The sequence below is a fragment of the Streptomyces yamdrokensis genome (genome assembly GCF_053890455.1).
In genome coordinates, this window is record NZ_JBSSMB010000004.1 from 76,198 (window position 1) to 98,770 (window position 22,573).

20 protein-coding genes and 3 pseudogenes are annotated in these 22,573 nt (G+C 68.1%); 11 read left to right on the forward strand and 12 right to left on the reverse strand.

Annotation, left to right across the window (positions count from 1 at the left end; genetic code table 11):
* Nucleotides 1-38 precede the first annotated feature (38 nt).
* A complete protein-coding gene (locus tag ACWZEH_RS35530; RefSeq protein WP_456200535.1) occupies nt 39-284 on the forward strand; it encodes a hypothetical protein in 246 nt (81 codons plus the stop codon).
* A 13-nt stretch (nt 285-297) separates the two neighbouring features.
* On the opposite strand, the gene ACWZEH_RS35535 is transcribed toward ACWZEH_RS35530, so the two are convergent.
* Nucleotides 298-534, reverse strand: a complete 237-nt coding sequence (locus ACWZEH_RS35535) for a hypothetical protein (RefSeq protein WP_456200537.1) — start codon at nt 532-534, stop codon at nt 298-300.
* Nucleotides 535-1,069: 535 nt separating this feature from the next.
* On the opposite strand from ACWZEH_RS35535, the gene ACWZEH_RS35540 reads away from it, so the two are divergent.
* On the forward strand, nt 1,070-2,635 hold the full coding sequence (locus tag ACWZEH_RS35540) for an MFS transporter (protein ID WP_456200539.1): 1,566 nt from the start codon (nt 1,070-1,072) through the stop codon (nt 2,633-2,635).
* Nucleotides 2,636-2,693: 58 nt separating this feature from the next.
* Here the strand turns inward: ACWZEH_RS35540 and ACWZEH_RS35545 are convergent, their stop codons facing one another.
* Nucleotides 2,694-3,890 carry an acyltransferase family protein gene (locus ACWZEH_RS35545; RefSeq protein WP_456200540.1) on the reverse strand — a complete coding sequence of 399 codons (1,197 nt, stop codon included), beginning with the start codon at nt 3,888-3,890 and terminating at the stop codon, nt 2,694-2,696.
* Between the two features lie 246 nt (nt 3,891-4,136).
* A complete protein-coding gene (locus tag ACWZEH_RS35550; RefSeq protein ID WP_456200541.1) occupies nt 4,137-5,153 on the reverse strand; it encodes an alcohol dehydrogenase catalytic domain-containing protein in 1,017 nt (338 codons plus the stop codon).
* Nucleotides 5,154-6,071: 918 nt separating this feature from the next.
* Here ACWZEH_RS35550 and ACWZEH_RS35555 point away from each other — a divergent pair.
* Nucleotides 6,072-7,262 (forward strand): acyl-CoA dehydrogenase family protein, encoded by a 1,191-nt coding sequence (locus ACWZEH_RS35555; protein ID WP_456200543.1) that lies wholly within the window; start codon nt 6,072-6,074, stop codon nt 7,260-7,262.
* A gap of 197 nt (nt 7,263-7,459) precedes the next feature.
* Here the strand turns inward: ACWZEH_RS35555 and ACWZEH_RS35560 are convergent.
* Nucleotides 7,460-7,567: pseudogene (locus ACWZEH_RS35560) on the reverse strand (IS5/IS1182 family transposase); the annotation flags it as partial.
* Between the two features lie 1,107 nt (nt 7,568-8,674).
* Here ACWZEH_RS35560 and ACWZEH_RS35565 point away from each other — a divergent pair.
* Both ACWZEH_RS35565 and ACWZEH_RS35570 read left to right on the forward strand, forming a co-directional pair.
* Nucleotides 8,675-9,082, forward strand: a complete 408-nt coding sequence (locus ACWZEH_RS35565) for an SgcJ/EcaC family oxidoreductase (RefSeq protein ID WP_456200545.1) — start codon at nt 8,675-8,677, stop codon at nt 9,080-9,082.
* A gap of 230 nt (nt 9,083-9,312) precedes the next feature.
* Nucleotides 9,313-10,923: an IS1182 family transposase gene (locus tag ACWZEH_RS35570; RefSeq protein WP_456200546.1), complete on the forward strand. Its 1,611-nt coding sequence runs from the start codon at nt 9,313-9,315 to the stop codon at nt 10,921-10,923.
* Nucleotides 10,924-11,010: 87 nt separating this feature from the next.
* On the opposite strand, the gene ACWZEH_RS35575 is transcribed toward ACWZEH_RS35570, so the two are convergent.
* Entirely contained in the window at nt 11,011-11,814 is an 804-nt protein-coding gene (locus ACWZEH_RS35575; RefSeq protein ID WP_456200353.1) for a TIGR03084 family metal-binding protein, read from the reverse strand.
* A gap of 435 nt (nt 11,815-12,249) precedes the next feature.
* Here ACWZEH_RS35575 and ACWZEH_RS35580 point away from each other — a divergent pair, with 435 nt between their 5' ends.
* The gene (locus ACWZEH_RS35580) at nt 12,250-12,603 is read left to right on the forward strand and encodes a putative sugar O-methyltransferase (RefSeq protein ID WP_456200355.1); all 354 of its coding nucleotides are present in this window, start codon (nt 12,250-12,252) and stop codon (nt 12,601-12,603) included.
* A 1,028-nt stretch (nt 12,604-13,631) separates the two neighbouring features.
* Nucleotides 13,632-14,348 (forward strand): helix-turn-helix transcriptional regulator, encoded by a 717-nt coding sequence (locus ACWZEH_RS35585; RefSeq protein ID WP_456200552.1) that lies wholly within the window; start codon nt 13,632-13,634, stop codon nt 14,346-14,348.
* 192 nt (nt 14,349-14,540) lie between these two features.
* On the opposite strand, the pseudogene ACWZEH_RS35590 reads toward ACWZEH_RS35585, so the two are convergent.
* Nucleotides 14,541-14,760, reverse strand: a pseudogene (locus tag ACWZEH_RS35590) (cytochrome P450); the annotation flags it as partial.
* A 76-nt stretch (nt 14,761-14,836) separates the two neighbouring features.
* Nucleotides 14,837-15,091 (reverse strand): annotated as a pseudogene (locus tag ACWZEH_RS35595) (ISAs1 family transposase); the annotation flags it as partial.
* 158 nt (nt 15,092-15,249) lie between these two features.
* Here ACWZEH_RS35595 and ACWZEH_RS35600 point away from each other — a divergent pair.
* Together ACWZEH_RS35600 and ACWZEH_RS35605 are read left to right on the forward strand one after the other, a co-directional pair.
* Nucleotides 15,250-16,098, forward strand: coding sequence for an IS5 family transposase (locus ACWZEH_RS35600; protein WP_456193830.1), 849 nt, complete (start codon nt 15,250-15,252; stop codon nt 16,096-16,098).
* Nucleotides 16,095-16,493, forward strand: coding sequence for a hypothetical protein (locus ACWZEH_RS35605; protein ID WP_456193829.1), 399 nt, complete (start codon nt 16,095-16,097; stop codon nt 16,491-16,493). The genes ACWZEH_RS35600 and ACWZEH_RS35605 overlap by 4 nt, the downstream gene beginning before the upstream one ends.
* A gap of 98 nt (nt 16,494-16,591) precedes the next feature.
* Here the strand turns inward: ACWZEH_RS35605 and ACWZEH_RS35610 are convergent, their stop codons facing one another.
* The 4 genes from ACWZEH_RS35610 to ACWZEH_RS35625 form a co-directional block, all read right to left on the reverse strand.
* On the reverse strand, nt 16,592-17,431 hold the full coding sequence (locus tag ACWZEH_RS35610; protein ID WP_456192207.1) for an IS5 family transposase: 840 nt from the start codon (nt 17,429-17,431) through the stop codon (nt 16,592-16,594).
* A 296-nt stretch (nt 17,432-17,727) separates the two neighbouring features.
* Entirely contained in the window at nt 17,728-18,126 is a 399-nt protein-coding gene (locus ACWZEH_RS35615; RefSeq protein ID WP_456200092.1) for a hypothetical protein, read from the reverse strand.
* Nucleotides 18,123-18,965, reverse strand: coding sequence for an IS5 family transposase (locus ACWZEH_RS35620; RefSeq protein ID WP_381180232.1), 843 nt, complete (start codon nt 18,963-18,965; stop codon nt 18,123-18,125). The genes ACWZEH_RS35615 and ACWZEH_RS35620 overlap by 4 nt, the downstream gene beginning before the upstream one ends.
* A gap of 278 nt (nt 18,966-19,243) precedes the next feature.
* Nucleotides 19,244-19,561 carry a hypothetical protein gene (locus ACWZEH_RS35625; RefSeq protein ID WP_456200357.1) on the reverse strand — a complete coding sequence of 106 codons (318 nt, stop codon included), beginning with the start codon at nt 19,559-19,561 and terminating at the stop codon, nt 19,244-19,246.
* A 147-nt stretch (nt 19,562-19,708) separates the two neighbouring features.
* Here ACWZEH_RS35625 and ltrA point away from each other — a divergent pair, with 147 nt between their 5' ends.
* Nucleotides 19,709-20,713: a group II intron reverse transcriptase/maturase gene (gene ltrA, locus ACWZEH_RS35630; RefSeq protein WP_456200359.1), complete on the forward strand. Its 1,005-nt coding sequence runs from the start codon at nt 19,709-19,711 to the stop codon at nt 20,711-20,713.
* Nucleotides 20,676-20,960: a group II intron maturase-specific domain-containing protein gene (locus ACWZEH_RS35635; protein ID WP_456200361.1), complete on the forward strand. Its 285-nt coding sequence runs from the start codon at nt 20,676-20,678 to the stop codon at nt 20,958-20,960. Before ltrA ends, ACWZEH_RS35635 begins: the two co-directional genes overlap by 38 nt.
* 53 nt (nt 20,961-21,013) lie before the next feature.
* Here ACWZEH_RS35635 and ACWZEH_RS35640 read toward each other — a convergent pair whose 3' ends face one another.
* Nucleotides 21,014-22,543 carry a 4-hydroxyphenylacetate 3-hydroxylase family protein gene (locus ACWZEH_RS35640; protein WP_456200362.1) on the reverse strand — a complete coding sequence of 510 codons (1,530 nt, stop codon included), beginning with the start codon at nt 22,541-22,543 and terminating at the stop codon, nt 21,014-21,016.
* Nucleotides 22,544-22,573: the final 30 nt, after the last annotated feature.

Below are 22,573 nucleotides of genomic sequence, written 5' to 3' on the forward strand. Positions count from 1 at the left end.
GAGGTCTCGGCCGCCTTCGATGAACCGGACCCCAGCCCATGGCCGACGCCGGGCTCGTCCCGCTCGTTCGCCTCGCCCACCGCTCTGGGCTCCCCGCCCTGCTGACCGAGCACCTGCATCTGACCGGCGCGGACAACCACGGCGGTGGCCACGCCGGCGCCGAGGCGATGCTCCTCAGCGGCGCGGGGTGCGCCGGGGCCGACAGCGTCGGCGATGCCGACCGGCCGCGCACCGGCGCCGTGGACACGCTGTTCGACCGGCTGCCGTGCACCGAAGGTTCCTGACCGCGCTGACGCGTCAGACATCGCTGCGGTCCGGCACGGAGAACCTCAACTCCTCGGGACCGAAGCGTTCCTCACGGATGGTCATTGCCGGAAGGCTGTCGCCGAACTCGCGCCGGCCGACGACGGAGGCGAGCTCGGTCCGCCCGCCGAACTCCCCCGCCCGGCCACGGTGGTGATCACGGCGTATGCGGGAGTGAACCAGCAGGATGGGCCCGTGCCGAAAAATCCGCCCGAGTCCATGCCGGACCACCTGCGCCACCGTCTGAACGCCCGCGCCAAGGAGCGCCGGCCCCGGCTCGCCCGAGTCCGGGGGCGCTTCCGCTCCGGATTCGCCCACGTGGCGGGAAAACTGCCGGGCGAAGAGGAACCGTTACCGCTGTGCCGCTTGCGCTTCACCGGCGTCCTACTCACCCGGGGGTCTGCCCTCTGTCGCGCCGGCCGGAGAAAGCACGAGGACGTCTCCTGCCCACCGGGCTGCCCTTCGGCTCACCCGGAAACGCCCCGGGCCGCGCCTGCGGCTTCTACCCCGGCGACCCGACGCCCTGATCACAACCTCTCCACGAACTTCTGCGGGGCAGCACTGGAGGGGGCCGAAGCGGAGCTCGAGCGCCACGCTGTACGCCACCGCGACGCCGTTGGACTTGCGGCATGATCGCCTCCGCTCAACCCGAACTGCTCGCAACTCCGCACGGCTCACGTGTCGGATTCTCGGAATCTGCTCCGACTACCGGGTAACGGCGCCATGCGCGGGTGCCACCCGCGGTGGTGAACGAGAGAGGATTTACATGAGTGACACGACTCAGGACACGGCCCCGTTGGCCGGGCGCCGGCAGTGGCTGGGCCTGGCCGCACTGGCCTTGCCCACGCTGCTCGTCGCCTTCGATATCGGTGTCCTGTTCCTAGCACTGCCCCATCTGAGCGCCGACCTGGGCGCGACCGGCACCCAGCAGCTGTGGATCACCGATATCTACGGCTTCATGCTTGCCGGCCTCCTGATCACCATGGGTACTCTCGGTGACCGGATCGGCCGTCGCAAGCTCCTCATGATCGGCGCAAGCGCCTTTTCCGCCGCCTCGCTGCTCGCGGCGTTCTCGACCAGCCCGCTGATGTTGATCATCGCCCGTGCCCTGCTGGGCATCGCCGCCGCCACGCTGTCGCCCTCGACGCTCGCCCTGATCAGCAACATGTTCCGCAACCCCAGGCAGATGGGCACAGCCATCTCGCTGTGGGCGTTCTGCAATTTCGGCGGTGCCGCCCTGGGCCCGGTCATCGGCGGGGTCCTGCTGCAGCACTTCTGGTGGGGCTCGGTGTTCCTGATCAGCATCCCGGTCATGCTGCTCCTGCTGATCGCCGGTCCGATCCTGCTGCCCGAGTACCGCGACGCCAATGCCAAGCGCCTCGACCTGGTCAGCGTGGTGCTGTCGCTGGCCGCGATCCTGCCGGTGATCCATGGCATCAAGCAGCTGGCCGCCGGCGACGACAGCTCACCGGTGGGGGCGCTCGTGGCCATCGCCGTCGGCGTCGCGTTCGGTGTCGCGTTCACCCGCCGACAGCTGCGCCTGCCCAACCCGCTGCTCGACCTGCGGCTGTTCCGCAACGTCAGGTTCAGCAGCTCACTGCTGGCCATGTTGCTCGCCTCGGGGACGCTGGCCGGGCTGGGCCTGCTGACCAGCCAGTTCATCCAGAGCGTGCTCGGGCTGGAGCCGACCGAGGCCGGGCTGTGGCAGGCCCCGACCGGCCTGGGCATCGCCGCCGGAGTCCTGGTGACACCGGTGATCGTCCGGCGGATCCAATCGCGCACCGCGATTCTCGGCGGACTCGTGTTGTGCTTCATCGGCCTGGTGGTGCTCAGCACGGTGACCAAGACCAGCAGCCCCGGCCTGGTGTCGCTGAGCGTGGCGCTGGTGGCGTTGGGCATCGCGCCGATGTTCATGCTCGGCACCAACCTGGTCGTCGGGGCGGCCCCGCCCGAGAAGGCAGGCTCGGCGGCGTCGATGTCGGAGACCAGCAACCTCCTCGGCTCGACCCTCGGATTCGCCCTGCTCGGCAGCATCGGCGGTGCGGTCTACCAGTCCGGCATGGCCGGCTCTCCGGTCGCCGAGGCCCGGCAGACGCTGGCCGAAGCGGTCGCCGCCGCCGCCAAGCTCCCGGCCGCCCAGGCCCAGTCGCTGCTGGACACGGCCCGCAACGCCTTCACCGACGGGCTGAACGTGGTGGCCGTCGTCGGCATCGTGATCATCGCGATCATCTTCGTCCTCGTGTGGATGACGCTGGGCCAGAAGGCAGCGACGCCGTCGACGTCCGACGACCTGGATCCGGTCACCGAAAGCCCCGAGGCGGCCAAATCCTGAGGAGGCGTTCCGCCCGGTACCCGCCGCATCGGGTACCGGGCGGAGCGCCAGGCTCGGCTCAGCCCGTGGTCGTGGGGGCGTTGACCTCATCGGTATCGACCGCGAGCACCGGCGGCCGGGGTGGCCGGGGCCTGGACCATCTCCGCATGACCGGCATCTCGACGAACCGGTAGAGCAGCCAGGCCAGGACGATGCTGACGGCCAGGCAGCCCAGCAGGAACAGCACCGCCACCGGCGTACTCCACGACGTCCGGTCGAAGGCGCCGTAGCCCATCCACTCCCCCTTGAACGCCGCCTGCGCCGAGTTCAGCACGTTGAGGTGGATCAGGAAGAACGCGTACGAGATCTCACCCAACCAGACCAGCGGACGACGGGCCAGCAGTGTTCCCCGACCGGCGAGGTCGTCGGCGGCGGCGGCCGCGACCAGCAGCCCGAGCGGGAACGAGTAGGGTGCGGCAAACGACCAGAGCTGGGGCAGCCACAGGGCCCCCACGTACACCGCGAGGACGCTGAGCGCGGCCGGACCCAGGCCGAGGCGGACCCACCGTCCGCTCAGGACGATACGGGCGAAGAGGATGCCGACGATGAACTCGAGGCAGCGCACCAGCGGGAACTGGTAGGCGAACCACATCTGCGGCCAGGAGAACTGGTCGTACCCCGGGAACATCGGAGAGCCGGGCAGGAAGGCCTTCGACAGCAGCGGAACCGACAATGCCAACGCCGACACAGCGATGGCCCAGTACCAGAGCCGGTTGGCCCGGATCTTGTTGATACCGGGAATCAGGAACGGGAACAGCAGGTAGAAGGCGATCTCCGCCGACAGCGACCACGTGACCCCGTTGACCGCGAAGATGAGGTTGTTCATGTCCGGCACCCAGGCGTTCACCAGGAAGAGGTTGGCCGTGGCAGGCCCGACCTCGGTCGTGGTACCTGATGCGAACAGCATGGCGACGATGATCAGCCAGACCACGGCGTGACTCGGGAAGATCTTGAAGAACCGCCGGCGCCAGAACTTGCCCATCGTGTCGGTCGGCTTCACCGCCCAGGTCAGTACGAACCCACTGAGCACGAAGAAGAACGAGACGCCGACCCCGCCGGCACTGCTGGTGATGAAGTTGTACGCCTCCTGCACCGAGGTGTCACTGAATATGCCCAAGTAGTGCGCGTGGAAGACGAAGACCAGGAACGCGGCAACGAATCGTAACGCGGTCAGGGAAGGAAGTCTGCCCGGGCTGGGTGCCGTTGCCTCTGTCATGTGTACTTGCCTCGTCGTCAAAGGGCCGGGAGAGAGCCACAACCGGTCTCGGAAGTGGATTGTCCGGGCTCCGCCACGCGCCGGCGTCTTCCAGAGTGCGGTATTCCCCTGCCCCACTTCTTTCAGCGTGCTGGGTCGCTCCGACCTGCCGGGCTCGCGAAGTCCGGCCGGTGATCCGACGATCCGCCCGGTGGTAGGCCCTGGGGACATCACGTGCGCGCCCCTCCGGCGGGGTCATTACGCCGGTCAGTACGTCACGACGGCCCGGAAGCGGACATCTCCCTTCGCCGCCTTGTCGACGGCGTCCGCGACCCTGTCCATCGGGAAAACCTCGGTCATCGGGGTCACCGCACCCTCCGCGACCAGATCGAGCGCCTCGGTCAGATACCGCAGTCCGTTGTGGGTGGCGCCCAGCACGCGCTGGCCCCGCGCCCAGAACGGTGTGGCGGGGTCAATGGTGAACGAACCCGACGGGTCGATGGTGGCCAGCACGATCCGCCCGCCGACCCGCAGTCCCCGGAGCGCGTCCGTGGCGGCCTCGTACGACGTACCGGTCACCAGGACGACGTCGGCGCCGCCGGCCTCACGCAGTTCCTCCCCGTCACGGACAACGAGGTCGGCCCCGAGCCTCGCGGAGAGTTCATGCTTGTCCGACGAGCGGGTGATGGCGACGGTCTCCAACCCGCAGGCCCGGGAGTACTGCACGGCCATGTGCCCCAGCCCTCCGATGCCGAGAACCGCAATCCGCTCGTGCGGCTGCGGTTCGCTCACGCGCAGCGCGCTCCAGGCCGTGTAGCCGGCGCAGAGGACGGGCGCGGCCGTCGCGTAGTCGATCCCGTCGGGGAGCAGCACGGTGCTCGCGGCGGCCACGCAGAGGTATTCGGCATGGCCTCCTTGTACGGTCAGACCGGTCATCACCGGCGCCGCGCACATCATGCCGGACTGGCCGGTCAGCGGCAGGTTGCGCCGGCAGTAGGAGCATCGGCCGCAGGCGGCCTGGACCCAGGTGGTGCCGACCCGGTCGCCCACCTGGCGGGTCGTGATGCCCGGACCCAGTTCGACTATCTCGCCCGCCGCCTCGTGTCCGGTGATCGCCGGTTCGCACCCCGGGAAGGGGAAGACGCCCTGGGCGACCCAGATGTCGTTGTGGCAGATCCCGCACGCGTGCACCTTGATGAGCACCTCGCCGGGGCCCGGCCGGGGGGTTGCGACCTCCTGAATCTCCCACTGGGCGTTGATCGCGGGAATGACGGCTGCTTTCATGGGCGTACACTCTCCGGCTTCAGACGTTCGGGAAGGCTGCGTAAGCCGTTCGGCACTCGGGCAGTGCAGGGCGGCGTCGTAGCCGGTGACGGACCTGACCGCACCGCGCCGGGGCGTTCCACCCGACGACGGGGCCGTGCTCCCGTAGACGGTCGGCTTCCGCGTGGATGTTCCGGCCGGTGCCGTCGGTCATGACGGGACAGCGGCTTTCACAACCGTCTCCAGTGGTCGGCCGATCGGTGAGGCGGGCTGTGACAAGGCCGTCGGACGGGCTGTGACGAGCTCTTTGGAACAGAGGGCAGCCGTCAGGCGGGCACGGCCACGGAGGACCTCTCCGTCTGACGAGCTTCGACCGGCGTCAGCCTCACACCCGGTCAGGCGTCCGGCATCTTCTGGATTGCTCTTGGCGGCCCGCGCCTCTCTCTGGGCAGGGTTCGAACTGCTGCCCCGAGCAGTGGGGGTTGGCCCGAGAAGGTTCTTTCCCGGCAGCGCAAGCCAAGAGATGCGGCGCCCAACAGCGCGCAGCAGGATGCTCTGGGAGATCAGCCGATGGGCTTCAGAGGGGGACCGCGATGGGTGAGCGCATCGGGGATCGTGTGCTGGTGCTGGGCGGAAGCACCGGGGGCTCCGGCCGCACGGGCTCTCGTTCAGCATGACGCCGAGGCCGTCGTCGTGGACCGCGACCGGCTCACCGGCGTGCGGGGACCGCGGCGCGGAGTTCCGCACGGCAGGCACGCGCACGGTCCGGTAGCCCGGGGCCACCAGATACTCGAGTCCTTGTTCCCGGGCCCCGTGACCACCTGCCCGCACCCCGCAACCCAGGAGATGTAACGCACACCGGTGCCTGCGACGGTGATCCAGGACTCCGATCACCGGGCGCCCACCGAACCCCCTGTCATCGCTTCCCAAGGAGAATCTGTGGACACCACTGAGCTTGCGGACTCACCGACCCGCGCCGACCTTGTTGCCCGCGCAGCGAAGTTGGTGCCGACGCTCCGCGAGAACGCGTCCTGGGCCGAAGAGAATCGCCAGTTGCACGAGGGCACCATCAAGGCGATGGCAGAGGCCGGCCTGCTGCGCACCCGGCTCCCCGCCCGCCTCGGCGGTTACGAGTCCGACATGAGGACCCAGGTGGAGGTACTCGCAGAACTGGCCAAGGGAGACGGATCCGCGTCGTGGACCGCCGGCGTGTGGTCCATCAGCGCGTGGGTCGCCGGGCTCTTTTCTGACACGGTGCAGGACGAGGTGTTCGCCTCCCCGGACGACCTGGTGAGCGGCATCATCAGTCCGACGGCCATGGCGGTGCCGGCCAAGGACGGCATCGTGGTCAACGGCAGGTGGGCGTTCAACAGCGGGGCCAAGCACAGCAAGTGGAACACCAACGCGGCGGTGCTGGCCATGCCGGACGGCAGCTACCAGCCGGTCATGACCCTGATTCCGCTGGCTTCGCTGGAGATCGACGACGACTGGCACACCGCCGGACTGCGTGGTTCCGGCAGTGTCAGTACCGTCGCCCACGAGGTCTTCGTGCCGGACGGCTGGTACATCCCGCTGGGCGGCATCCTCCAGGGGCACAGCGGTCACGGCAGTAACGCCGATGCGCTCATCCACCGGGCGCCGATCATGCCGACGGCGTGCGCCACGGTCAGCGCGACCGCACTGGGTCTGGCCAAGGGCGCCAAGGACGTCTTCTTCGAGCGGCTGCCCGGCCGGAAGATCACCTACACCGAGTACACCGACCAGAGCCAGGCCCCGCTCACCCACCTCCAGGTAGCCGAGGCATCGGTCAAGATCGACGAGACCGAGTTCCACGTGTACCGCATCGCCGACCTCGTGGACGCCAAGAACGCATCCGGCGAGCCGTGGACGCTGGAGGAACGCGCCCGTGTCCGGCTCGACACAGGCGCGGCGTGCCAGCGGTCAAAGGAAGCCGTCGACATCCTGAACACGGCGAGCGGCGCCTCGTCGATCTACATCGACGTGCCCATCCAGCGCATCGAGCGCGATGTCCAGACGCTGAACCTCCACGCCATCATGCACCCGAACACCAACCTGGAGCTGTACGGCCGCATCCTGTGCGGGCTGGCCCCCAACACCCAGTACCTCTGAGCATCCTGCTCCTCTCAGCAGGGCCGGGGACTGGGACGGTGGCTGCTGCTCCGTTCCAGTCCCCGCCGCTTCACATCGGGCGTGCAGGTCTCCTCCACACGGCTTTGGACATCGTTCACCGACTGGCACGCGCCGCCGCCCAGCCCCGCAGGACCTGGTTCGGATCGGCGGCCTCTGCGGACGCGGTCGCCGGGCGGGAGACCGGACGACTCCGGCGGACACCGCCACGCGCACCCGCGGGTCAGCACGTACACCACGGCCGTGAACACCGCCCGCTCGTCCTCGGACAACACCGACCCACCCAACGGTCAGCCCATCCCCGCCACAGGAACGGCCTGGATCGTCAACGGCTTCCCGGCACGGGACACCAGGCGTGTCGCGCAAGAGGAGATGGCGCCGCTCCGGTGCGCTGGGCGGCGTCGCGGTAGCAGTCCGCCGCCGGGTCCGTGCACGGCGTGTGCGGGGCCGGCGGCGGACGGACCGGTCGGAAGACATCGAGGACTCCCCGGTCCGCAGTCCCTTCCCTGCGTCCACCGTGCGCAGCTCCGAAGCGCTGTGGTCGAAGAGCCGGGGATGCACCGGAAGTCGAAACTCACGCGGGTCGGGCCGGTCTCGTCGGCCTTGTTCCCGTGGTTTCGGTTCACCGCCGCGAAGACCAGCACCTGCCCCCACATCGAGCTCGGCCGCCGAGTGGTCCTTCGCTCCTTTCTCCTGTTCGCCCCGGGCGGAGTCCGTCCCCCGGGCACGCGTCAGCGGAAGCCGGCAATTGACCTCGCCGTCACGGTGGTTGTCATCACCGTCCGTGTGGAACTCGCCGACGGCGACGTTCACCGGAAAATGAGTCCGGAAAGTCGGAACGCGCTGGAAGCAGAAAACGCCCGTGCCGAGCACCTCCGCCGCGAACGACTTCACGGGGAACCGGTACAGCAGCCGGACCTTCGATTCGGACTCCTGGTAGAAGGCGGCATGGAAGACCGTGGACCTGTCGGTCTTCCAGGTGATCCTCTCCATGGGCGGCCCGGCCGCAGCCCGTCCGGTGCACCGTCCTCGTAGATCGACTGGACCGTGCGCCGAAGTCGAATGCAGTCGAATCATATTCGTACATCTTCGGGCTGCCCGCTCCTCCGCACTCCTCGATCCTCTTCCGTCGATTGCCGCCTCCCTGTCTCGAAAGCTGGCACGGAGAATTTCCCGTATTCATACGTCCGCCCGACAGGAGTACGTTCCGAGAAAGGCGAATACGCACCCGGGTTCCTTCCCCGCTCCTTCCCTTCCCCGGTGCGGCCGCCGTTATTTCGAGCCCGGCCCCGGACCGTTCCGCGATGCAACGGCATCGTCGGAGTTGTCCCGGTGCGAAGAACTTTGCCACGCTGGCGCGGACCGGGAAACACGCGTACCAGAGGGAGACGACAATGCCGAACACGACCAGCTCCACCCGTACCGACCAGGCAGGCGCGGCGGCAGTCCCGCAGCGGATTGTCGCGGCGTGGGCGAGCCACGACGCGAAGAAGTTCGCTGCGGTATTCACCGAGAAAGGCACGATGATCCTGCCCGGGACTTTCAAGAAGGGCCGTGAGGCCGTCGAAGGGTTCATGACCGAGGCATTCGCCGGCCCCTACAAGGGGACGCGCGTGACCGGTGAGCCGATTTCGGTCGAGTTCCTCAGCCCGGACTCCGCGGTTCTTGTCACCGCGGGAGGCATTCTGCTGCCCGGAGAGAAGGAGGTCTCGGCGGAGCGCTCCATTCGGGCCACCTGGGTGGTCGTCAAGGAGGGAACCGGGTGGCAGCTCGCCGCCTATCAGAACACTCCGGTCAACTGAGACCGCTCCGCCGGACGGGCCGGGGGCCCGGGGCCGTCCGGATGCTGACTCTGTCGGGGATCTTGAGGATCCCCGGCGGGGCAGCATGATCAACGGGCATGCTCGGCTCTGTTCAAGGACCGATGCAGTTGTCGAGGTGCCCGTTGTCGCTCCGCCCGCGTTCTGGTGAGCAAGTTCCTTCTCTGACCGTGCAGATGGCTCGGGCGAGCAACCCGGGCGGGACGACGGCGATGTGGGTGAGAGATCACCTGGGCGGGCTGTGGCGGGACGAGGACTTCGCCGACTGGTACCCGCGTGACGGTCGCCCGGGGCTTTCGCCCGCCCAGCTGGCCACCGTCTGTGTGCTGCAGTTCCTGCTCAATCTGTCGGACCGGCAGGCGGCCGAGGCGGTTCGCTGCCGCATCGATTTCAAGTACGCGCTGGCCATGGAGCTGGACGATCCCGGCTTCCACCACAGCGTGCTGGCCGACTTCCGCGACCGCCTCACCGAGGGCGGCCGAGCCGACCGTCTCCTCGACCTCGCGCTCGCGCGCCTGAAGGAGGCCGGTCTCGTCCGCGAGCGCACCACCCAGCGCACGGACTCCACCCACGTCCTGGCCGCGGTGCGCGACCTGACCCGGCTGGAACTGGTCACCGAGGCCGTCCGCGCCGCGCTGGAAGAGCTGGCCGGCACGGCTTCGCACCTGCTGGCCGGCCTGGTCGACGAGGAGTGGGGGCGCCGCTACGGCCGCCCGGTCCGTCTGGGCAAGAACCCCACCCGCCCCAAGACCAGGATCCTCGCCACCGGCAACGACGCCGTCCGGCTGATCGAGCACCTCGGGCAGCACGGGCCGGAACGCCTGTCCGGGCCCCGCGTCCAGGCCCTGCGGCAGATCATGGTGCAGAACTACTACCACGACGGGGCCGGCCGCCTGCGCTGGCGCACCACCGAGGAAGGCGGGCTGCCGCCCTCGGCCGTCGCAGTCGTCTCGCCCTACGACCCGACCGCCCGCTACGCACGTCGCGGACACGTCACCCGCTGGAAAGGGTTCGTCGCGCATCTCACCGAGACCTGTGACCCTGACGGCGCCAACGTGATCACGGATGTGGCCACCACCGACGCCACCGGCTACGACGCGAAGGCGCTGCCCGGCATCCACACCCGGCTCAAGCGCCGCGGTCTGCTGCCTGCCGAGCACCTGGTCGACGGCGGCTACACCTCCCTGGTCCATCTGGAACAGGCGGCCCGCGAACACCAGGTCACGGTCACCGGGCCACTGCCGGTCAACACCACCCGCCAGAACCGCAGGAACAACGGTTTCGGCCGCGACGACTTCCACATCGACTTCGACCGCCGTCAGGTCACCTGCCCGCAGGGCGAGACCAGCGCGGGATGGCACGGCCCTTATCCGACCTCCTCACCCACCGCGGCGCCTCTGATCATTGCGCGGTTCACCAAGAGCCAGTGCCGTCCCTGCCCGGTCCGCAGTCGCTGCACGACCACCGCCGACGGCGCCCGGAGCGTGGGCTTTCCCCCGCGCGAACTCCGTGACCTGCAACTCCGCGTGCGCGCCGAACAGCAGACGTCCGAATGGCAGGCCCGCTACGCGGTCCGCTCCGGAGTGGAAGGCACCATCAACGAGCTCGCCCACGGACACGGCATGCGCCACTGCCGCTACCGGGGACAGCACAAAGCCCACTTACAGCACGTGTTCACAGCTATCGCCACGAACATCGAGCGCCTCAGCCGACAGCCGCCGGCCGGACAAGCACCCCCGTCCCGGCCGCCGACCGCCTTCCAGAACTACCTGGACCAGCACGGGATCCCCCGGCCGAGGTCTTGGCGGTCCGCCCGAGACTGAGCAGACCACCAAGATCCCCGACAGAGTCAGCGTCCCCTCCGCCCCGGGCCCCCGGCCCTTTCCACCTCCGTCACCGCCTCCGGCGGGCTATCCGGGCACCTCGGTGAACTGTCCCGGACGGCGGCCGGGACCCGCAGGGCCGCGGTACGCCTGAGCGATGTCGAGCCACCGGTCGCTCTCGGGGCCGGTGGCGGTCAGGGCCAGATCCGCACGGTGGCGCCGCCGGGTGGCGAGCAAGCACAGGTCCACCGCCGGGCCCTCGATGAGCTCGCGGGCTTCCGCGGGCCCCATCTCCCACACTTCCCCCGAGGGCGCCGTCAGACGGAAGCGGAACCCGGTCGGCGGCGCTGTCAGCTCACGCGACTGATAGCCGAAATCCCAGGTGGTAACCGTGAATTCGGCGATGTGGAGGATCCGGTCGGTGAACGTCCGCCGCACGCCCAGTGTGTCCGCCACGTCCTGGCCGTGCGCGAACGTCTCCATCATCCCCGCCGCGGTGAGCACCGCGGCGGGGATGGGACGCACCAGCCACGGCACGATCTGCCCCGGCCCGACTGCGAACAGCGCCTGCTCGGTGGCGGCACGCTGGGTCCGCCAGTGGTCCAGCAGCCGGGCGGGGCCGTCCGCCAGGTAGGGGTACAGCCCCTGCTGGACCGCCGCGTCGAAGGACGGTCCGAGCCCGGCGACCGTGGCCTCGAAGGCCGGGGCATCGGCGGCGGCCTTCTCCGCCAGCTCGAAGACCATGGTCAGATGTGCGATCTGATGGGCTATCGTCCATCCCTCGGCGGGGGTCGGCGCGTCCCACTCGGCGTCGCCCAACTCCGCGACCAGAGCATCGATCTCGTCCCCTTCCTCGACCAGATCTGCCAGGACGTCCCTCTGCTTCGCCATGTGGAATTCCCTCCACTCGTTGCGGATATGCTCCGGCACCCAGTGTGTGGCAGACCGCCGTCCGGTCCTTCTCTCTCGGTGCTCATCCCGGACAGCAATGGATCCGGTGTGGAAGCCGGTCGAGAACCTCATCGTCGAAGAAGTCAACGCCAGTTGCGCCGCATAGCATCGCAGTTCATGGATGACAGAACGCCCAGAGCGCGCTGTGGAACTACAACAACTCCGTCAAGGTGACCGAGAAGGGCGTGGCGAATCCGGCCTCGTTCAAATCGGATCCGGTCAACTTCGAGCTCCCGCTATGGGATCCGCAGGTCAACGGCGTGCGATATCGCAAGGCGCTCATCTTCGAAATCGCCTCGCGGATCACCCCGGAGAACCGTGCGCGCCTGCGCAGGATCCGCCACCACGAGACCGGGTCTCCCATCGACGTGACCCATGACGGCGACAGCGTCCGCACGGATCACCTGCTCGCGGTCCACGAGCCGGAGTTCATCAGCCGGTACGTCTGCCCGGGCGGCGCGCGTCCTGGAGATCGGCGCGGGCTACGGGCGGACCTGCCACGCGATGCTCTCCCACCACCGTGTCGAGGAGCACTGGATCCCCGATCCGGGACGTGCCCTCCCACTGTCGTGGGAACACCTCCGCACCGTCCCGGGGCACCGGTCCTTCTCCCGCGTCGGGCTCGTGTCGGTCGACGACGCGGACGACCTGGACCGGGCACTCGGAGCGGGCCGCTTCGACCTGTGTCCGAACATCGACTCGACCGCCGATGCGCGGCGCTCTGCGTGAACAATCCGGTCGGCCAATACCTGGAGAAGGAGCTGGACAACCACGCCCAGGGCGCCGAGGTCGTGCGAATGGCGCCGGCGACCGGGCTGCTGCGCGACGTCCTCGACATCCGCGACAGCGGCGCTGTCGCGGCCCTGGGCCCGAAGTTCCTCTCGGCCTACCGGCCGGGCCCCGCTGGGAGACCGTCGCCCATGGCAGGGCCGTCCCGTGGAGCCACTACTGGCAGGCCGTCTGCCGGCGCTGCGAGGAATCCGCCGCGCTCCCCCGCCCGGCCGGGCAGCAGGGCGATGCGGCGTGAGCGGCACCGAGGCTTCGCGGCGCCTCCCGCTGCCTGCCGACGGTCTACGGCCGCGGCGCGCCGTCGGGACGGAGGGCTCACGGGGTACTGGCGGCGATCGTGTGACGGGCACTGGCCGGGGAGCCGCCGACGATGTGGCACGCCGGCCCGGTGCAGTGCGATCTGCTCCAAGTCGACTGCACCGCACGGACGTTGCTCGCCGCCTTGGACCGCCCCGACGCGGTCGCGGGCCGGTACTGGGTGCTCGGAACGGGGCGCGGAGAACCTCTCGGCCGGGTATTCCGGTCGATCTCCGACGGTGTCGCGGCCCGGACCGGGCGTCCTGCGGTGCCCGTGGTCGCCATCCGGACATAGCGATTCCCTCTGGACGGACGGATAAGCCGGGAAGGATTGTTCTGCGGGCGAATTGGCTGTGTCGATAGTCCATGATGCAGGGGCCCGTAACATCTCCGATGTTGCTGTTTCAAGGCACTCCAACGGGCGGGCACATATTCCCATGGCGTACGCATTCGAAACATGAAACGTATGCTTGTTCGGGTGAGAGACGTGCTGCTAATGTTCCTTTCCGCTATGAGCGTTCTAGGTCGTCCGTCGTCCGGTGGCCCCACGATCCCATGGCCCCGAATTCAACCGACCTGGTCGCCTTCTCACTGCCCTGGGAGGGTAAATGGAGAGCGGGAAACGCGCGGTGCCCACTATTGTCGATGCCGTCGAGCGATCCATCGAGATCATGCGGGAGAACCTCTCGGAGCCGCTGAGCATTGACGACATAGCCGGGTTCGCCATGTACAGCAAGTTTCATTTCTCCCGCGAATTCCAGAGGGTGACAGGCGTCTCACCAGGTCGTTTCCTGTCGGCGATGCGCATCCGGGAGGCGAAGAGGTTGCTGCTGACGACCGATCTCACTGTCACCGCCATCAGCCATATGGTCGGGTACAGCAGTGTGGGAACCTTCAGCTCACGATTTTCCGGCAGCGTCGGAATAGCGCCCTCCACCTATCGGCGATTCAATGGATTCGTCAATTCGGTAAAAGTTGCCGGAAAGCGAGATGCCGGGGGTTCGGTGTACGGGTCGGTCACTGCACCCGAGGGCGCGGACCTGGGGCTATTATTCCTTGGTCTTTTCCCTACCCGGGTACCCGAGGGCAAGCCGGTGAGTTGCACCGTTCTCCCTTTCCCTGGACCTTTTGAGATCACAGAGGTTCCGGCTGGAACGTGGTTCTTGTTGGGGCATTCCGTTCCGGGACATGCCTGCGAAGCCCTGACGGAGGACCAAGCGGTTCATGTGGGCTCCCTCGGCCCTCTGGAGGTGCGCCGGGACACGCCACTCGGCCCGACCGATTTCCGACTGCGGGGTATGCGAATTCTCGATCCCCCGATACTGGTGGCACTGCAGCGCGTGCGGTCGGAGGCGTTCGAGGCGGACATCGTCCGGGCCGCCGGATGATCCGGCGCTGCGGCGGGGCGTCGACCCCGCCGCAGCGGTCGCCGCACCGTATGGCCGTCACCGGCGGCCCGCCCGGCATCCCGAGCGAGAGCATCGGCTCCGCCATCACCCGGTGGCCCGGCACCTTCTCCAGGCGCAGCTCGCGGCAGAGCAGCGCCACGGTGAACACGGCCCCCTCCACGGGCCCCGGGCCGCTCCCCACAACGTGCGGCCCAACACGCCGAGCGTCAGGGCCGTCAGTTCGTGCTCCAGGTTCACCGGCCCGCGACCCGCGTGGGCGCGCAGCCGCGCGAGCGGTCCGGCCGCCTCCTCTGCGACGGCACCCGCCTGCCGGGCGATCCGCTGGTGCCGGAAGGCCGGCTGGACGACCTTCCGCTGTCGGCGCCACAGCCCGGCCCTCACTGATCAGGGATGCGTCTCGCTGCGGTCGACGGGTCCCGGCCCGAAAGACTCCAGCGGGAAACCGGGCCAGGGCTTGGTCAAGTTCCTTAGGTGTCCGGATCGTTGGTGATGCCCAGGACGAGGAGTGCCCGGTGGGACTCGTCGCGGATCGCCCGGGTGGTCTTGGCGATGTTGTCGGCTCCGAGGGTTTTCAGCACGCCGATGGCGAGGTCGCGGAGGGTCGCCATGGCCCGTGGTGCGGTCCCGGCGTGGACGGTGGAGGCGTCCTCGGCGAAGGTGACATCCCTGATGTGGTGCGAGGAGTTCTCCACTCCCCAGTGCCCGCGGATCGCGGCGGCCAGGTCGGCGGGGTCGGCCTGGTGGGCGTCGAGGCTGGTCACGGCGTAGACACTCTCAGTGGGCGGTTCGTGAGTCTTTGAGTGGTTCTGCTGTCGCCTGATGGTGTGGCGGCAGGACGGAATCCGCCGGTCCACGGGTGCTGATCTGGTGAGGTGACCGGGTGAGTGAACGCAAGTTGTACCCGAGTGACTTATCGGACGAGCAGTGGTCATTGATCGAGCCGGTGATCACCGCGTGGAAGGACCGGCACCGCTCGGTCAGCGGCCACCAGGGCGCCTACGACATGCGGGAGATCGTGAACGCGATCCTCTACCAGGGGCGAACCGGCTGCCAGTGGGCCTATCTCCCGCACGACCTGCCGCCCAAGAGCGCGACCTACTACTACTTCGCCGCCTGGCGGGACGACGGCACCGACCAGGTCATCCATGAACTTCTGCGCTGCCAGGTCCGTGAACGCGCCCGCCGATTAGAGGACCCGACCCTGGTGGTCCTGGACACCCAGAGTGTCCACGTGGCCGCCGGGGTCCCTGCCGCCACGACCGGCCATGATCCGGCCAAGCGGGTGCCCGGCCGCAAACGCGGACTGGCCGTGGACGTCCTCGGCCTGGTCATCGCAGTCGTCGTCCTCGCCGCGAACACCCACGACAACGCCGCGGGCATCCTCCTGCTGGACCAGGTCGCCGAGCACGCCGGCGGAAGCGTCCGCAAAGCCCTGGTCGACCAGGGCTTCAAGAACCAGGTCGTCGCGCACGGCGCCGGCCTGGGCATCGACGTCGAGATCGTCGCACGCGACCCGCAGGTCAAGGGGTTCGTGCCGCAGCCGAAGCGATGGAGGGTCGAGCAGACCTACGGCATCCTGATACTGCACCGCCGCCTGGTCCGCGACTACGAGCACCGCCCTTCCTCCTCCGCCTCGCGCGTCTACTGGGCGATGACCCACGTCATGACCCGCCGCCTCACCGGCGCGAACGCCCCCACCTGGCACGAGGCGAAGGCGGCGGCAGGGTGAACCTCCAGCCCCTGCTCGACGCCCTGGACCTCCAGGAAGACGCCGCCCGGGCCCTGGCCGACGACCTCCGCACGCAGATTGACGGCCTGCAGACCCGGCTGCGGGAGGCCGAGATGCACCTCGAACACCTCGCGATCACCCGCACGACCGTCACCGGCCTCGCCGACCGGCTCCCGAACGTCGCACCGGACCTGCCCGAGCACCCGGACTACCCCCGCATCCTGACCGCCTTCAACCAGACAACCGGACCGCTACGGGCCAAGGACGTCTGCGAAGCCCTGGGCCACGACCTGCTGCCAAAGAACGTCGAAGGCACCCGCGCCAAGCTGAAACGCCTGGTCAAACTCGGGATCCTCACCGAGGCCGACACCGGCAACTTCGCCAGGAAGCAATAGCCGACGCAACCTTGCTCCAACCTCAGCCGGAAATGGACATCACCCCACGAACCGCCCACTCAGAGGGCGTTTGAAGTGGGCAACTTGCCGTTTACGTCCTAGTACGTTCCTCGCCAGGTGGGTGTCGTCTCGTCCGTTATGCGCCTGGTGAGGTTGCCGATCGAGGCGATGTGGATCATGGCCTCGGAGCTGGTGGTGAGGGTCTCGTAGTCGCGGGCGAGGCGGCGGTGCATCATGAGCCAACCGATACTCCGCTCGACCACCCAGCGCCTTTTTACGATCTGAAAGCCGCGGGTCTCCGGGTTCCTGTTGACGACTTCGACATCGATTCCGAGGCGGGCGCCGTGCTCGACGACAGCGTTCTTGAAGCCGGTGTCGACCCAGCTCTTGGAGAGGGTCGGGTACGTCTCCTTCGCCTGGTCGAGGAGACGGATTCCCAGGGCGTTCTCCGACAGGCTGGCGGCGGTGACGGTAACGGCGAGGATGAGGCCGATCGTGTCGGTGAGGATGCCGCGCTTCCGACCGACGATCTTCTTCGCGGCGTCCGTTCCCTGGCTGGTCACGGGCACGTTGGTGGAAGTCTTCACGCTCTGGGTGTCGATCACGGAGGCGGTCGGTTCAGGCTTGCGCCCTTCCTTCACGCGGGCCAGTCCGGTCAGGTCGTAATTGAGCCGGGCGAAGATTCCTTCGTCGCGCCAGGCCGCGTAGTAGGCATAGACGGTGCCGTGGTTCGGGAAGTCATGTGGAAGGTATTTCCAGGGGATTCCCGTGCGGTTCACGTAGAGGATCGCGTTGAAGACGTCGCGTAAATCGACTTTGGCCGGCTGCCCGGTTGGCCTGCGGTCGAGCCGGGCCTTTCTCCAGGCCGTCAACGTCGGCTCGATCAGGGCCCATCGGGCGTCGGACAGGTCGCTGGGGTACGGCTTGCGCTCGCTCACGACGTAGCGTGATCATGAGCGAGGCGGAATGTTCGATTCCGCTGTTCATTGGGCGATTCCACGGCAACTTCAAACCAGACGGACTTCCAGGCATGGAAGCGAACGAGACGGATGGCTGAGCATCCGCCCTGGAGACCGCCATTCGCCACCTACGGGATGAAGGCCCCCAAAGCAGGGCAGGGGCGAGAGCCGCATTTAGGGCTTAACCTGCATAAACGCCCTCTCAGTGGACGGTTCGTGAAGTGATGTCCGTTTCTGCATGAGGGTTGCGTCAGGGGTGCTGGTCGTAGCGGTGGCTATTGCTTCCTGGCGAAGCTGCCCGTGTCGGCTTCGGTGAGGACGCCGAGTTTGACCAGGCGTTTCAGCTTGGCTCGGGTGCCCTCGACGTTCTTGGGCAGGATTTCGTGGCCGAGGGCCTGACAGACGTCCTTGGCCCGCAGGGGCCCGGGGGCCTCGTTGAACACGGTGAGGATGCGGGCGTAGTCCGGATGCTCGGGCAGCTCCGGCGGGGAGACGGGGATCCGGTCGGCGAGGCCGGTGACGGTTGTGCGGGTGATCGCGAGGTGCTCGAGGTGGGTCTCGGCCTCCCGCAGCCGGGTCTGCAGGTCGTCGATCCGCGCGCGGAGGTCGTCGGCCAGGGCACGGGCGGCCTCCTCCTGGATGTCCAGCGCCTGGAGGAGGGGCTGGATGTTCACGCTGCCGCCGGCTCACGCCAGGTGGGGGCGTTCGCGCCGGTGAGGCGTCGGGCCATCACATGGGTCATGGCCCAGTAGACGCGGGAGGCCGAGGAGGAGGGGTGGTGTTCGTAGTCGCGGACCAGTCGCCGGTGCAGTATCAAGATCCCGTAGGTCTGCTCGACCCTCCATCGCTTCGGCTGCGGGACGAACCCCTTGTGCTGCGGGTCGCGTTGGACGATCTCCACGTCGATGCCGAGGCCGACGCCGTGTGTGACGACCTGGGTCTTGAAGCCCTGGTCGACCAGAGCCTTGCTGACGGCGCCGCCGGCGTTCTCGGCAACCTCGCTCAGCAGGGCGATACCCGCGGTGTTGTCATGGACGTTCGCCGCGAGAACGACGACCGCGATGACCAGGCCGAGGACGTCCACGGCCAGGCCACGCTTGCGGCCCGGCACCCGCTTGGCCGGGTCATGGCCGGTCGTCGCGGCGGGGACCGAGGCGGCCGCGCGGACACTCTGGGTGTCCAGCACCACCAGGGTCGGGTCCTCTAATCGCCGGGCGCGTTCCCGGACCTGGCAGCGCAGGAGCTCATGGATGACCTGGTCGGTTCCGTCGTCCCGCCAGGCAGCGAAGTAGTAGTACGTCGCGCTCTTGGGCGGCAGGTCATGCGGGAGATAGGCCCACTGGCATCCGGTCCGCCCCTGATAGAGGATCGCGTTGATGATCTCCCGCATGTCATAGGCGCCCTGATGGCCGCTGACCGAACGATGCCGGTCCTTCCACGCGGTGATCACCGGCTCGATCAGGGCCCACTGCTCATCCGATAAGTCACTCGGATACGGCTTCCGTTCACTCACCCGGCCAGCCCACCAGACCCCAGCCCCCGGGCCGGGAGAATCCGCCTCACAACCACACCATCAGGCGATAGCAGAATCACTCATACACTCACGAACCGCCCACTCACAGGTCTCGCGTGTGCCGGCCTGCTTGCGGCAGCGGTGGATGCGGATGGCCAGGAGAGCGTGGGAAAGGCGATTCCGCCGAGTTCGTCGGCGATGGAGCAGGTTTTGACCGAGCGGGACTCGTGGCGGCCGGGGCCAGCGCGCGGGGTGGTGTGCTGGACGGGGGTGGCCGGTCATGGCAGGGCCGCGAGCCGACGGTGGGCGGTGGGCTGGTTGGTCCTGATCACGGTGGTGCGGTGGGCCTTCTTGGTTTCGACCAGCCAGGAGATGTTCGCCTTGACCGAGTGCAGGGCGTCGGAGGTGACGACGGTGCCGGTCAGGTCCAGTGGTGCCGGCAGCGGGCGCAAGTGTGTGGTTTCGTTCGTCTTCGCGCCGGCCTCCGCCTGGGCGAGGGGCACGACGGTGCCGTGAGTGACCGTGGAGGGCAGATGCCGGCGCGTCGTGGTGGGACGGGCTGATCCCTTGAGTGCTTTGCCGTCGACAGCGATCACGCGCGGCCGCCCGGACGCGGAGGGTGGCGGCGCCTGGACGGGCTCGGTGGCGGCGCGGTGCCGGCCGGTCGGGTGGGCGCCCACCCGACCGGTCCAGGGCGTCACCGTCGACAGCCCTCGGCTTGGTGGCCGACCGGAGTGTCCGGGGTGAACCGGACGAGCGGATCGAAGTCGTTTGAGATCTTGAAACACCTGGTGTTCGAGGCGTACTTGAGGGGCAGGGCCAACAAGGGTGCGGCGGGTGTCGACGGCGAGTCGATCGAGCAGTTCGAGGCGGACCTGAAGGGCAACCTCTATAAACTGTGGGATCGCATGTCGTCGGGCTGCTGTTTTCCGCCGCCGGTCAAGATGGTGGAGATCGGCAAGCCGGGAGGACGCGGGGTCAGGGTCCTCGGCGTGCCCACGGTCGCGGACAGAATCGCGCAAACGGCGGTGGCCATGGTGCTGGAGCCGCTGGTGGGGCCTGTGTTCCATCCGGATTCCTATGGCTATCGGCCCCGCCGCAGTGCGCTGGATGCGATTGCGGCATGCCGGGAACGGTGTTGGAAGACCGACTGGGTGATCGATATGGACATCCGGGGGTTCTTCGACAGCCTCGACCATGATCTCGTCCTCAAGGCCGCCGGGCACCATACCGACCAGCAATGGGTCCTGTTGTATGTGGAGCGATGGCTCAAAGCCCCGCTTCAGAGGCGGGACGGCAGCTTGCAGGCCCGGGACCGCGGCAGCCCGCAGGGCTCGGCGGTTTCACCCGTGTTGTCCAACCTCTTCATGCACTACGCGTTCGATACGTGGATGGCCCGGGAGTACCCCGGCGTCCGGTGCGAGCGGTACTGCGACGACGTAGTGGTCCACTGCCGCAACGAGGCCCAGGCGCACCATGTGCGCGAGGCCGTCGGCGGGCGGCCGGCCGAGTGCGGTGGTCTGGAGTCACATCCGGACAAGACCCGCATCGTGTACTGCAAGGACCGGAACCGGCGTGGCTCGGCCGAGCACACGTCGTTCACGTTCCTGGGGGTGCGGGTTTCGCGTGAGAAGGCTCCGGACGAAGCGCGGAGATTACTTCCTCGGCTTCAGTCCGGCCATCAGCGACGAGGCCGCCAGGCAAATCCGGATGCAGATTCGTCATTGGCGGCTGCACCTGCGCAGTGACACGACTCTGGAGGAGCTCGCCCGGGAGACCAACCCGGTCGTGCGGGGCTGGATCAACTACTTCGGGCGGTTCCACCCGTCTGCGTTGCTCTCCACCCTCAATCGCGTCAACGATGATCCGGTGCGGTGGCTCGTCCGCAAGTACAAGCGGTTCAAGCGGAAGCGAGCGAGAGCACGAGAGGCCCTGAGCCCTCACGCCAGGCGGTTCCCCGGACTCTTCGCTCACTGGAAACCCGTCAAACCGTAACCCGTGCACGACTGGAGGATGGGGACCGTGTAAGCCGAGAGGTCAACGCCCTCTCAGGGCCGGTTGATCAGATTCTTGAGGTCCGGGAAGGACTCCAGGTCCGGGACCGTCCAGCCGTCCAGGTCGTACTCGGACATGCATTGCTCGGCGAACTTCTCGTAGCCGGCCAGCTGGCCGGAGGCCAGCTGACTGGCGTACAGCTCGACCCGGGTGTTCTCGTGGTTGCCCGAGTAGTTGCGCTCGTACAGCTCGTGTCGGCTGCCGAACTCGCTGCCGATCGCGTCCCACAGCAGCTTCATGAGCTTGACCCGCTCCACGGCCGTGACCCCGCCTGAGCCGCGGACATACTTGTCCAGGTACGGCCGCGTCTGCGGGTTGTGGAAGTCCTCGGCGCTGGAGGGAACGTAGATCAGCCCACTGGCCACGTCCTGCAGGATGATCTCCCGGATCCGCGGGTAACCGACCTGCATGAACCATCGGTAGGCCATCCCGTAGTCCGCGTTGGGCAGCACCGCTCCGTCCTTCCACGGCACCGGGTTGCGCGCGGCCGCGTCGGACAGCCCCCAGAACAGGTTCCGCCAGGCCAGCACCTCCCCCAGCCGGCTCTGCACCCCGCGGAAGTCCCGCGTGCCGGTGACCTGCAGCGCCTTGGACAGCAGACCGGCCAGGAACTCCAGCTTCACCGCGAGCCGGATACAACCGTGGAAGGTGAACCGCTCGGGGAAGCCTGAGCGGGCGGTGAACATCTGCACCTTGCCCAGGTCCCCGTAGATGAAGACGTTCTCCCAGGGGATCAACACCTTGTCCATCACGAGGATCGTGTCGTTCTCATCCAGCCGTGAGGACAGCGGGTAGTCGAAGGGGCTGCCGGCCACGGCCGCGGTCGCGCTGTAAGAAGGCCGGCAGATCAGCTTCACGCCGAGGGCGTCCATCGGCACGGTGGCCACCAGTGCGAACTGACGCTTGCGGATCGGCAGGCCGTAGTGCGCGATGAAGTTGTAGTGAGCCAGCGCCGAGCCGGTGGCCACCACCTTGGCGCCGCTGACCACGAGCCCCTCGTCGGTCTCGGCCTCGACGTGCACGAACACGTCGGCGACCTCGTCCGGCGGCCGGTCGCGGTCCACCGGCGGGTGCACGATGGCGTGGTTCCAGAACAGGACCTTCTCCTGCGACTCGCGGTACCAGCGCCGGGCGTTGTCGGCGTAGGGCCCGTAGAAATCGGCGTTGGCGCCGAGGGTGCCGAGGAAGGAGGCCTTGTAGTCGGGGCTGCGGCCCATCCAGCCGTAGCTCAGTCGGGCCCAGGCCGCGATCGCGCCTTGTGCGGCGACCAGGTCCTCGGCGCTGCGCGGCGTGGTGAAGAAGCGGTGGGTGTACCCGTCGCCGCCGCCATCGACCGGGCAGGTCAGGACGTCGCGGTAGCGGTCGTCGTGCAGGGCGTCGTAGAGCCGGGCGGTCATGCGCACCGGATTGTGGAACGCCGGGTGCGTCGTGACGTCCTTGACACGTTCGCCGTACACGTAGACCTCGCGAGCGTCGCGAAGGCTTTCCACGTACTCCTCGCCGGTCATTGGCCGAGTGGCCATTGCTGTCCTGCCTTCCTGTCGGTCCGCCGG

Bases quoted from the DNA above. Each gene is read 5' to 3' on its own strand.
- ACWZEH_RS35570 (WP_456200546.1), top strand. From the start codon at position 9,313: ATGTGGGTGAGAGATCACCTGGGCGGGCTGTGGCGGGACGAGGACTTC.
- ACWZEH_RS35585 (WP_456200552.1), top strand. From the start codon at position 13,632: ATGCGGGAGAACCTCTCGGAGCCGCTGAGCATTGACGACATAGCCGGG.
- ACWZEH_RS35530 (WP_456200535.1), top strand. From the start codon at position 39: ATGGCCGACGCCGGGCTCGTCCCGCTCGTTCGCCTCGCCCACCGCTCT.
- ACWZEH_RS35580 (WP_456200355.1), top strand. From the start codon at position 12,250: ATGACGGCGACAGCGTCCGCACGGATCACCTGCTCGCGGTCCACGAGC.
- ACWZEH_RS35545 (WP_456200540.1), bottom strand. From the start codon at position 3,890: ATGACAGAGGCAACGGCACCCAGCCCGGGCAGACTTCCTTCCCTGACC.
- ACWZEH_RS35640 (WP_456200362.1), bottom strand. From the start codon at position 22,543: ATGGCCACTCGGCCAATGACCGGCGAGGAGTACGTGGAAAGCCTTCGC.
- ACWZEH_RS35565 (WP_456200545.1), top strand. From the start codon at position 8,675: ATGCCGAACACGACCAGCTCCACCCGTACCGACCAGGCAGGCGCGGCG.
- ACWZEH_RS35575 (WP_456200353.1), bottom strand. From the start codon at position 11,814: ATGGCGAAGCAGAGGGACGTCCTGGCAGATCTGGTCGAGGAAGGGGAC.
- ACWZEH_RS35540 (WP_456200539.1), top strand. From the start codon at position 1,070: ATGAGTGACACGACTCAGGACACGGCCCCGTTGGCCGGGCGCCGGCAG.
- ACWZEH_RS35550 (WP_456200541.1), bottom strand. From the start codon at position 5,153: ATGAAAGCAGCCGTCATTCCCGCGATCAACGCCCAGTGGGAGATTCAG.
- ACWZEH_RS35635 (WP_456200361.1), top strand. From the start codon at position 20,676: ATGCAGATTCGTCATTGGCGGCTGCACCTGCGCAGTGACACGACTCTG.